Source organism: Microbacter margulisiae, from assembly GCF_014192515.1.
In the GTDB taxonomy this organism is placed as follows: domain Bacteria; phylum Bacteroidota; class Bacteroidia; order Bacteroidales; family Paludibacteraceae; genus Microbacter; species Microbacter margulisiae.
The window spans coordinates 834,781-847,183 of the sequence record NZ_JACHYB010000001.1 but is presented as its reverse complement, the minus strand read 5'-3'; the positions used below and the strand labels follow the sequence as shown (position 1 = coordinate 847,183).

General features: G+C 38.5%; 7 protein-coding genes. 6 read left to right on the top strand and 1 reads right to left on the bottom strand.

Annotated features, from left to right (window positions below):
• Positions 1-13: 13 nt before the first annotated feature.
• The 4 genes from FHX64_RS03530 to FHX64_RS03515 all read left to right on the top strand — a co-directional run bounded on the left by FHX64_RS03530 (position 14) and on the right by FHX64_RS03515 (position 6,888).
• Complete coding sequence (locus FHX64_RS03530; protein ID WP_183412452.1) at positions 14-1,453, top strand: tagaturonate reductase; 1,440 nt, start codon at positions 14-16, stop codon at positions 1,451-1,453.
• Between the two features lie 8 nt (positions 1,454-1,461).
• Positions 1,462-2,958: a UxaA family hydrolase gene (locus FHX64_RS03525; RefSeq protein ID WP_343053504.1), complete on the top strand. Its 1,497-nt coding sequence runs from the start codon at positions 1,462-1,464 to the stop codon at positions 2,956-2,958.
• Positions 2,959-3,370: 412 nt separating this feature from the next.
• On the top strand, positions 3,371-4,072 hold the full coding sequence (locus FHX64_RS03520) for a peroxiredoxin (protein WP_183412450.1): 702 nt from the start codon (positions 3,371-3,373) through the stop codon (positions 4,070-4,072).
• Positions 4,073-5,055: 983 nt separating this feature from the next.
• Complete coding sequence (locus FHX64_RS03515; RefSeq protein ID WP_183412449.1) at positions 5,056-6,888, top strand: TonB-dependent receptor; 1,833 nt, start codon at positions 5,056-5,058, stop codon at positions 6,886-6,888.
• On the opposite strand, the gene FHX64_RS03510 is transcribed toward FHX64_RS03515, so the two are convergent.
• Entirely contained in the window at positions 6,889-7,191 is a 303-nt protein-coding gene (locus FHX64_RS03510) for a hypothetical protein (protein WP_183412448.1), read from the bottom strand.
• Positions 7,192-7,461: 270 nt separating this feature from the next.
• Between FHX64_RS03510 and FHX64_RS03505 the strand changes: the two genes are divergently transcribed.
• Both FHX64_RS03505 and FHX64_RS03500 read left to right on the top strand, forming a co-directional pair.
• Complete coding sequence (locus FHX64_RS03505) at positions 7,462-9,318, top strand: Ig-like domain-containing domain (protein ID WP_183412447.1); 1,857 nt, start codon at positions 7,462-7,464, stop codon at positions 9,316-9,318.
• A 392-nt stretch (positions 9,319-9,710) separates the two neighbouring features.
• Complete coding sequence (locus FHX64_RS03500; protein WP_183412446.1) at positions 9,711-12,302, top strand: S9 family peptidase; 2,592 nt, start codon at positions 9,711-9,713, stop codon at positions 12,300-12,302.
• Positions 12,303-12,403: the final 101 nt, after the last annotated feature.

The following is a 12,403-nucleotide window of genomic DNA, read 5'->3' as shown; positions in this document are numbered from 1 at the left end:
ACAATTTCAACAAATGAGACAGTTAAACAGAAAAAATGTTTCGGTTCAATCTTATCCGGAACGAATCATTCAGTTTGGAGAGGGTAATTTTTTGCGTGCTTTTGTAGATTGGATTGTTTTTAACATGAACAGGCAAGCTGCATTTAATAGTAGTGTTGTTGTTGTCCAACCTATTGAAAATGGTATGGTTGATATGTTAAACAGTCAAGATGGCTTGTATCACTTGAATTTACAAGGAGTGGAACATGGGAAAGTGGTTGATTCTGTCGAATTGATAGATGTAATTTCGAGAGGATTAAATCCATATAAAGATTTTCCCGAATATTTGAAGTTAGCAGAGAATCCAGAGATACGTTTTGTGGTTTCAAATACAACTGAAGCTGGAATTACATTTGATCCTTCTTGTTCGTTATCAGACAAACCGGCCGCATCGTATCCTGGTAAATTGACCCAATTGCTCTATCATCGATTCAACATTTTTCAAGGGTCAGCCGATAAAGGTCTGATTATTTTTCCATGTGAATTGATTTTTCATAATGGAGTTGAATTAAAAGCATGTATTGAACAGTATATCGAATTATGGCAATTAGGAGATGATTTTAAATTTTGGTTTGAGAATTCCTGCGGTGTTTATAGTACTTTGGTTGATCGTATTGTTCCCGGGTATCCGAAAGATGATATTCAGGAAATATTAAATAGAATACAGTTTGAAGATAAATTAGTTGTTAAGGGTGAGATTTTTCATCTTTGGGTTATCGAAGCCCCTAAATCAGTAGCTAAGGAATTCCCTGCCGATAAAGCTGGTTTGAATGTTTTATTTGTTGATAGCGAAAAACCATATCATGAACGTAAGGTTACATTATTAAACGGACCGCATATGGTGTTGGCTCCGGTAGGTTATTTATCTGGTTTTGATACTGTAAAAGAATGTGTGGAAGATTCAGTGGTTGGATCATTGGTGCGTCAGGTTATTTTTGATGAATTAATGCCAACCCTCAATTTGCCTACTGACGAATTGATAGCTTTTGCAAATGCTGTTTTAGAAAGGTTTCAAAATCCTTATGTAAAGCATTTTGTTACAAGCATTATGCTGAATGCTTTCCCTAAATTTAAAACAAGAAATATTCCCGGCTTAAAAATTTATGTTGACAAAAATGGCAATTTGCCTGATGGATTGGTGCTAGGTTTAGCTGCAATTTGTACGTATTATAAAGGAGGGAAACGAAATCAAGATATAATTGATATAAAAGATGACACGGAAATTGTAATGTTACTACAATCTTTGTGGGCTACAGGATCAGTTCAAAAGGTTGCAGAAGGAGTCTTGGCAGCTGACATAATCTGGGGAGAGGATTTGAACCAAATTGCAGGATTGACCTCAAAATTAGCTGCTTTGTTATTGCTAATCCAACGGGAGGGAATGCTGCAAGCTGTGAAATATGTTTCAAAATAATAGACGGTATAGCTATGCAAGTTTTAAAAATTCATTCGAATGATAATGTAGCAGTGGCATTAACTGAACTTCATGCAGGAGAACAAATATCTTTAAGTGATGGTCAATTAATCTCTGTAAAAGAATCAATTCCGGTAGGTCATAAGATTGCATTAACTCCATTTACTCCTGGTGATTTGATTCTAAAATACGGATATTCGATTGGACATGCAATTCAAGCTATTGAAGAAGGGGGATGGGTCAATGAAAAGAATGTCCGAACGAATTTGGAGGGAGTGCGCGATTATTCGTATACTCCTATACATCATACTTTAGCCGAAGAAAACCGTCATATGACTTTCAATGGTTATGTGCGTCGAAATGGAGAGGTTGGTATCCGTAATGAAATATGGATTATTCCGACGGTTGGTTGTGTGAATGGGACGATACGCAAGCTTGCTGATTTATTTCGAAATCAGATTGAGGGTAAGGGTGTAGATGCCGTAGTGGATTTCCCTCATAACTTTGGATGTTCACAATTAGGCAGTGATCACGAAAATACGCGTAATATTTTGCGTGACATAGTGTTACATCCGAATGCCGGTGGCATTTTGGTTGTTGGACTGGGGTGTGAAAATAATCAGGTTTCAGCATTTCGTGATATACTGGGAGATTATGATAAAGAAAGAGTTTTGTTCATGGAAACCCAAAAAATTGAAGGAGATGAAATTGCAACTGGCCTTTCATTACTACGACAACTTTATGGCCGAATGAAGCAGGATAAACGGCAACCTGTCCCTCTGTCAGCTCTTCGGGTTGGCCTGAAATGTGGAGGGTCGGATGGCTTTTCTGGCATCACGGCAAATCCTTTATTAGGATCGTTTTCTGATTTTTTGGTTGCTCAGGGTGGAACGACGGTTTTGACAGAAGTACCCGAAATGTTTGGTGCAGAGACTATTTTGATGAATCGTTGTAATGATGAGCACGTATTTGCAAAAACAGTGCATTTAATTAATAATTTTAAAGAATACTTCATCCAAAATCATCAACCGATTTATGAAAATCCTTCTCCTGGAAACAAAGCTGGAGGTATTTCGACTTTGGAAGAAAAATCGTTGGGCTGTACCCAAAAAAGTGGAACTTCGCTTGTTCAGGATGTCTTGCAGTATGGGGATCGCATCCAAAAACACGGATTAAATTTATTGAGTGCTCCCGGTAATGATTTGGTAGCAACTACAGCTTTAGGATCAGCAGGTTGCCAACTGGTTTTGTTTACTACCGGAAGAGGAACTCCCTTTGGCAGTTTTATCCCCACAGTGAAAGTTTCGACAAATACGAAATTGGCGATTCATAAAACACACTGGATTGATTTTAATGCTGGATCTTTGTTGGAAAATACTTCTATGATAGCTTTACGGGAGCAATTTATTGATTTTCTCCTTAAAGTAATTAATGGCGAGAAGATTAATGCTGAAAAAAATAACTTTCGTGAAATCGCTATCTTTAAAACAGGAGTTACTCTTTAAAAAATAAATTTCATTTATTGTAAAATTATAACAAGGAGTAAAACCTCTTGATTTTGAGGTTTTACTTCTTGTGTTTTATGATACTTGATCTGTTCCTGAGAATTTGTGTGAGTTTATTCTTTTGATAATTTGATTTTTAATTTGTATTCTCTGTTGTATTGCTTGATAAAGATGATTATGTATTCTTGAAAACCGGATAATAGTGATTTGAAAGATTAACACAAAAAACGTCTGTTTTATTTTCTTCAAACTTGCTTTTTAAGAAAATAAGCGTTATATTTGTTAGTGATCAAACTCTCCTGTATGATGTATAAAAATTAATATACAGAAATTTGACGTGGAGTTGTTTAACGTAATAATCAGGCAAATATAAACCGAATTTCGACAAACGGAATTCATAAAACACACTATTATGGAAAATGAAATAATTGCGATGCCTCGCATTGGCGACAAAGCCCCGGAATTTAAAGCAATGACTACACAAGGTGAAATCCATTTTCCTTTACAATATCGGGGTAAATGGGTAATTCTTTTTAGCCATCCTGCTGATTTTACACCAGTGTGTACATCTGAATTTATGACACTTGCATTAATGGAGGAACAATTTGAAGCAGCAAATTGCAAGTTGCTCGGTTTGTCTGTTGACGGTCTTTACAGTCACATAGCTTGGTTACGGACTATTCAGGAGAAGATTGAATATAAAGGGATGAAAAATGTAGAAGTGAATTTTCCCCTTATAGAAGATAATACGATGGAAATTGCACATAAATACGGTATGATTCAGCCTGGAGAAAGCAGTACAAAAACGATCAGAGCTGTGTTTTTTATTGATCCAAAAGGAATGATTCGGGCTATGATGTGTTATCCACTAAGTCTTGGCCGTAATTTTGAAGAATTATATCGTGCTCTGATTGCAATGCAAACGGCTGATACATTTAATGTGGCTACACCTGCTGATTGGAAGCCAGGAGATGATGTGATTGTGCCGATTGCTGGCTCGTATGATGTAGCTAGGGAAAGAATGAATGGCAAAGACGACATGACGTGTCATGAATGGTTTTTTTGCACTAAAAAATTGGATAAAGAAACTTTGTGGCAAAATGTATTGAAATAAATGTCGGATCTGTTTAATGGTAAAGTCGTTTTGGTGTAAACTGAAGCGATTTTTTTATGCTATTATTCAACATTTGCAAGTAATAGCAGTGACTGATGAATAAAAATCAGCATAAATGTTGATTAGCTAATTTATCGACAGTGCTTTTACGGCATAAATCAAAACTAAAATCATATGCTGCGAAACAAGAATGCAACAATATTTTTAGAGATAAACTGCTTTTTTACTTCAAGTGAAAAAACAATAGAAATAATTCTCAGGTTCATACACTTTCTGGCATTTTAGAACAAGAGTCTTGTGTTTCTATAGGTAAACAAATTATGATACAGATAGTTAAGCTATTTTACCGATGCCTCGATAGATTGGTGCAATTTGGTTTATAACCGGCAAGAGCGAACGCTACAGCAGGATGCTTTTGGCTCAGATTAAAATCTACTTTCAAAAGCAGGAACACCAGTTTGTCAGCGTTGACGAATTTTGCCAATACACCGGGCTAAAAGCCGAACAAGTACAACCTTTCATCACAGGATAGTCTAGGGGATAAGGACACCAAAAGGTAGCTATCTCCCTATCATCTCCCGGTTACTACACTAAAAAATAGTCTGCAATATGAAGCCTGTGAAAGGTAAGAATACAACTAGTGTGACAATACAATAAGCTAATAAAGAGAAGAATAAAAAACATTTAAACCATACTAAAAAATAGTCCGCAATCCATTGTAATATCATCAAAACTAGCTACATTTGTAGTATAAGATTTTTCAATTATTGGGTCACTCTTTATGAGTAAATAATTAGAGGGTGAAAAATCGGGTACCCTGGATTTTTTCAGCTATAACTCATTGAAAGACATTATAGAAATTAGCGGATACAAGTCCCTCACTTTCCGCGCCATAAATAATAATTATAAGTTAATATTTAATGTTATCAGGCACGCAAATTGTGAAATTTGTGTGCTTTTTTTATGACAAAAACATAGAAAATATGATAAATCGATTTGTTTTTTTATTGGTTTTTCTAAGTTGTACAGCGATTATATTTGCCTCGCAATCCGTTAAAAATTTACGGGATACAGTGAATTTGAATGAGGTTGTTATTACAGGATCGCCAGTTCAGATTAATAAAAACAATGTACCGTTATCGGTTTCTGTAGTTAATCACTCCCAGCTTGCAGCGAGTAATGGCTCGGCGCTGTTGCCGGTGCTTAACGGTTTGGTTCCCGGCCTATTCGTAACAGAACGTGGTGTCACTGGATTTGGCGTTTCTACGGGTTCAGCAGGTCAGATATCCATTCGGGGTGTCGGAGGAAATCCAACCACCGGTGTCTTAATGTTGATTGATGGCCATCCTCAATTCATGGGATTATTTGGTCATCCCTTGGCAGATTCATATGTTGCTTCTGATGCTCAAAAAGTGGAAGTTATCAGGGGACCGGCTTCTGTTTTGTATGGTTCAAATGCTATTGGCGGGGTAATCAACATCATTACACGCGAACAAAAGCAGGATGGATTTCATGGAGACGCTAATGTGATGGTTGGTTCATACAATACTCAGAAATATATGGCTTCCAGTGGTTATAAATGGAAAAAATGGCACATTTTTGCTTCCGTAAACCATGATCAAACGGCAGGAAACCGTCCTCATTCTGCTTTTAGCATTTATAATGGATACTTCAAAGCTGGTTATGATATGAACACGCACTGGAAGAGTACTTTTGATATCAGCCTAGCTCATTTTGTAGCTTCCGATCCGGGGCCTGATACCGTGAATGCTGTTCCGGGAGCGCAAATTAATATCCTTCGGGGTTATTGGGCATTTGCTATGACGAATCATTACGATCATTTTTCCGGATCAATCAATGTTTTCAATAATTTCGGAACGCATCATATTTCAGATGGCTTCTATTCCAGAGATGCAACGGGTGGGGTAATGCTGAGCGAAACAGCTCATTTATTTGAAGGAAACCGGATCACATTAGGCGCTGATTGGTTGCATTATGGCGGAAAAGCCGAAACGATTACTCCAAACTTTACAATACCTTTTATTGATACCCTTTCCAATGAAGTGGCTGCTTATGGATTTGTGCAACAAACCGTTGCCCATCAATTGACTCTCTCCGCAGGATTGCGTTTGGATAAGTCTTCTTTTGAATCCTTACAATGGATTCCTTATGCCGGGTTTGCATGGAGATTAGCTCCGCGAACCACTTGGAAAGCTGATGTCTCAAAAGGCTTTCGTAATCCTACTTTGCAGGAATTGTTCATGTGGAGCCACAACCCACATTTAAGTACAGAAAGAGTAATGAGTTATGAAACCAGTATGGGTCAATCGTTGTTCGATGATCATTTACACATGGAACTGACCGGTTATATCCTTCGCGGCCGAAATATGATCATAACGGTTCCTTTACAAGGTCTTGAGAATGCTGGTGATATATTGAATAAGGGGATTGAGCTGACGGCACATGCTGCTTTGTCAAACAACTTGGCAGCGATTGTGACATATAGTTATATTCATATGGCACAACCGGTTTATGCAACGCCACGTCATCATATTTATGCTGGCTTACAGTATCATAAAGATCGTTGGAATGTGACCGCAAATTTTCAGTATATCAACCATTTGAATGTTGAACCTACGAACACTCCCTATTTTCAATCTTATGCGCTCGTGAATGCTTCTGCCAGCTATAAGATTGCTAACCCAGTAGAACTGTTTGTAAATGGAGAAAACCTACTAAATACCCGTTACCAAACCAATCATTATTATCCTATGCCCGGGATTACTGCATTTGGTGGTGTGAAAATTCACTTTTAATCACCATTTTATCAGATTAAGTGCGATAAGAATAATTATCAGTAAAATGCCAACAAGGGCAGACAAGAACAGGTAATCAGCAATGGTTTCGAATAATCGTTCCCGCCTTTTGTTTTTTGTTCGGATTGAAATAAATGAGATGACACTGGTCACCGTCAGTAATACGGCAATTACGGCTGTAACCTTGTCTACTTCATGTGTTTCAGAACGATTGGCGATATGAAGTGAGGTGATAACAAACAAACAAAATCCCAATAAATTGGTGGATGTGTTTAGAATATGTTGTGATGTGAAATTGGCCATAATGTTGTTATCAAAGAATTTTATGCATTTTAGCTGTATTGTAAACCATTGTTTTAGTTTTTCTTGTTGCAAAAATAATTGATTTGCAGACAAACGCATCTGTTGGTACAAAAAAAATGACCGTATTTTATGCAAATCTTTTCAATCTATGTACGTAGGATTACGTTAGTGCATACTGTCGTTATATCTAAACTGAAAAAATAAAATTATCATCATTGAAATATAGATTGTACTTTTGCAAACAATTAGCATTATTCAATTCTCTTTTTTATGCGTATTGTTTCTAATTCGTTCACTACGATTTTGTTTGTTGTGGCTTTCATTATAGGTATCGACTCGTGTGCCAATCGTGGTCTTGGCCCCACAGGAGGTCCAAAAGATTTGACGCCTCCTAAGGTATTGAAAGTCAATCCACCGGATAAAACAACCAATTTTGACGGGAAGAGAATAGAAGTGTTATTCAACAAAATTGTCCAGTTGGATGATCCATTGGATAAAATTGTTGTTTCACCGCCACAGACCCAAATGCCTGCTGCTGTTTCCACTGGACGACGTGTTGTGGTGACGTTTAATGATTCGTTGCAAAAGAATACTACTTATACGATTGATTTTAACGGGGCAATCAAAGATTACCGTGAGGGGAACATACTCCGCAATTTTTCTACTTCTTTTTCAACAGGTTCAACAATCGATTCCATGCAGGTAAGTGGGATAGTGCTTGATGCCCAGACACTGAATCCTGTACAAGGTGTGCTTACGGGAGTGTATGCTAATTTATCCGATTCGGCATTTACCCATTTCCCGATGTTGCGTATTGGGAAGACTGAAAAAGATGGTCATTTTTCCATAATGGGTATGAAACCGGGGAGCTATCGTGTTTATGCCCTGAAGGACATGGATGGTGATTACAAGTTCAGTCAGCCTGCTGAAGGTATTGCTTTTGATGAAAAAGTGATCCATACTTCCTCCAAAATGGATATACGCAATGATACGATTCGCAAGGACTCTGTCACCATTGATACGATTATGCATGTGTCTTATGTGCATTATATGCCGGATACCCTGACGTTATTATATTTCAAGGAAAATTTCTCTCGCCAGCGTTTGTTTAAGTCGGAACGACCGGAAGCGGATAAGCTTGTCCTTTATTTTACTGCACCGACCGATACGCTTCCTCATTTGAACCCATTAGGATTCCGGTGGAAATCGGCTCCTTTGATTCAGAAAAGTGTAACTACAGATACACTGACATATTGGATAACAGATACTTTAGCAGCGAAAGCGGATACCCTGCATTTTGTTTTACATTATGCAAAATCAGATTCAATCGGGAAACTGGAGCCTGCCACAGATACATTGCAACTCCATTGGCACGGCTTTGGACTGGAGAAAAAACAAAAATCGAAAAAAGAAAAGAACAAAGCACCGGTAATTAAAATCGCAACCTTCGATACCAATATTACTCAGGTAATGGATATGGACGAGCCTATCCGCATTGATTTCCAGATTCCTGTCATGACTGTCGATACGGGGAAGATTCATTTATATCAAAAGATTGATTCATTGTGGAAGCCCGTACGATTCGCGTTTCATAAGGATGACGATGTGGGAATGCATTTCAGTATTACCTATGATTACCAACCTGACGAATCCTATAAATTATTGATTGATTCGGCAGCTTTAAGGGACTTCCACGGGTTGTGGACGACCAAATATATGAAAGCATATAAAATAAGGGCGCTTGAAGAATATTCCTCTTTGATTATTCATTTAACACATCCGTTGCAGCATGTTGTGTATGAATTGTTGGATGGTAATGATAAAGTGCTGCGAACACTCAAAGCTTCACCTGACAATAATACGACATTCAAATACGTAATGCCAGGTACCTATTACTTGCGAATGTTTATTGATTCCAATGATAACGGGAAATGGGATACAGGTGATTTTGCAAGGAAGATAGAACCTGAACGGGTCTATTATTTCCCTGGAAAGATTGTACTTCGTGTGAATTGGGATATTGAACAGGACTGGGATCCCACGGCGCTACCTCTGAATAAACAGAAACCAAAAGAGCTCATTAAAGAGGATAAATCTTCGACTTCACCTCAAAGTGGTGGCATGTAATGAAAAACATAAAATGGCATACGACCTTTTTGGTTGTATGCCATTGTTGTTTGCTGTAAAATCATTTGGTGTCAAAATCATAAGTTTTCCCCCATATATTCATTGTTGCGTGTTTGATTGCGGAAAGTAGGGTAGGCTTGAAACCCGATATCCATAAGGCTTACGTGATAAATTTGTATGTTGTGATTTGCTTTCAAAATTGTATCTTTGGCCTGATGGATAAGGATGAAATATTAAAAAGGAAAGCACTTTATGATCCTGAGTTATCCTCCTTGTAGCGTGTTATATCATCAAAAACGACAAACGCAGTATCCTATCTTGCTTGTCTTTGAAAATCTATGCAAAAATCAATTTAGTTATGAATCAAGATTCAAATATTAATCATTAAACCTATGAAAAAGTATTTTCTGTTTATTTTTCTGGTGATGCTCTCATTAGGCATTTTTCTTCCGGTAAATGCCGAAGAGATAAATCAGCAAAGCGTTAGTTTTACTGTTTCCCAATGGCTTACAGCAGGTCCTGTGGTGGTACAAATGCCTGCTTTTTATCAAAGAAACAACATGATGGGGAAGTCATTCTCCCCGGTTGACCTGTTGAAATTTCAGCAAAAACCAGTTACAGACGTCAAAGCGGGAACTGACTTCCTGGTTACGGACGGGCAACAAGTGATTTGGAAAGATCAGAGCTCAAGTACAATCTCTTCCATTACAGATGATCTGGCGTTGAAATGGCAGGCTTTTTATATTCAAGTCAATCGTTATGTGCCTGTTAATATTACGGTGAATACGACACAGGATTTTGAACTTTTTGTCAATGGCAACCTAACGCTTTCAAAATATGACGCAGATGGTAAAGCAGCACAAAAAAGTGATTCGTTGAAACTGGAACCGGGTAAATATCTTGTTGTAATCAAAAGCCTTTATCAGAAGAAATACAATGCTCCGTGGCAGGTCGACGCTAAAGTTTCTTACGATAAGAAATTTACCGGTCAAGCCATCAGTCTCTCCACCTCGGATGAACAGCTTCTTGATCTCTCCCATATTTTATTGGGTAAAATGCTTACAAACACCCAGCTATCCGATGACGGAACATTGGTGCTGCTGAACTTTTCGGAGACTTATCCTCCTGACGGGAAAACAGTTAATTGGTTTGAAGTAAAGAGCATTGCTGATCATAAAGTTATTTTCAGTTCACTGCACAGCGATCGCTATCAGGCTGAATGGGTTCCGGGTTCGCATAAAATTACCTATGTGGCCGACAATGGTGTTTCTCAGGCGTTGATGTGCTATAATCTGGATACTCATCATGAAAAGGTATTAATGAATAAACTCGAACGTTTTTCCGGTTATGAATGGGATCATTTTGGTAAATATCTGATTTTCTCAATCGAAGAAAAATATGAGAAAGATACTTCCGGTGTATTTATGGTACACGGAATGGAGGATCGTTTACCTTCGTATCGCATCCGTACGCAACTTTTTATGTTAAAGATCAACGATCTTTCCATAACACCTCTTACCTATGGCTATTTGACCAATAATCTGGAGGATATTTCTCCTGATGACCATCGGATACTGATTGCTCAGAACTTTCCTGACTATACGGAACGTCCCTATACAAAACAGGTGATGATGGAGATGAACCTGAATACGATGAAAGTGGACACGCTATGGTTTACCAGCTTTGGTGGCGATGCCGTCTATTCTCCTGACGGTAAACAGCTTTTGGTAACCGGAAGCCCTTCCATGTTCAATGGCATCGGGAATATCCTCAAAAAAGGTACAATCCCCAATGATTTTGACTTACAGGCTTACCTGTTTAATTTGAGTGATCACAAAGTGACACCCCTGACGCGGGATTTCACCCCTGCCTTGTTGCAATCCTATTGGAATCCTTATGACAAACAGATCTATTTCTTGGTCTCTGATCGTTCTTATCAGGATATCTGGAAGTTAAATCCCGAAACAAAACAATTTCAGAAACTGGATACCCACGTAGATGTAATCAACCAAATGAGTTTTGCTACTAAAAGTCCTATGTTGAGCTATTCGGGTACCAGCATCTCACATCCTGCTACAGGATGGGTCTACAATCTTTCTGACGGGAAAGATACCGAAGTGTCTAATCCTGAGAAGTCATTTTTCAAAAATATCGAGTTTGGAAAGATTGAAGACTGGAACTTTGTAGACAAGCAGGGATTAACAATTGAAGGACGGGTTTATTATCCTCCCAACTATGATCCCAGCAAGACATATCCGCTCATTGTTTATTATTATGGTGGTACCGATCCTACAACACGTGATTTTGGTGGTAGGTATCCGCTGAATCTCTTTGCTGCTATGGGTTATATGGTGTATACGCTGCAACCCAGCGGGGCTACTGGTTTCGGACAGAAATTTTCAGCACTTCATGTCAACGGATGGGGGAAAGAAAATGCACAGGATATTATTGAAGGCACTAAGAAATTCATTGCTGCACACCCCAATGTCGAAGCCGACAATGTAGGTTGTATCGGAGCTTCTTATGGCGGATATATGACGCTTTGGCTACAAACCCAGACCAATATTTTCAAAACAGCTATCGATCATGCAGGTATCAGCTTTATCGGCTCTTACTGGGGCCAGGGCTACTGGGGTTATTCCTACAGCGCTGTAGCTTCTGCCAACAGTTTCCCGTGGAATAACAAGAAGCTCTATGTCGATCAAAGCCCGCTGTTTAATGCTGATAAGGTACACACACCAATCTTGTTGTTGCAGGGAACGGCTGATACCAATGTCCCGACCGGTGAAAGCATCCAGTTTTATACTGCCATGAAGATACTGGGGAGAACAGCCGATTTTGTCGAAGTTAAAGGGCAGAACCATCACATTCTGGATTATAAGGACAGAATCATGTGGCAAAAGACTATTTTTGCCTGGTTTGCAAAATACCTGAAAAACCAGCCTGAATGGTGGGATGCTTTATATCCGCATAAAGATTTGTAAACTTATGAATTTGTAATTCATTCTGCTGTATTGTAAAATACTCCACAGCCAACGTTGCCACAAGGAGCGTTGGCTGTGCTGTTTTCAGGCAATCTATCGCT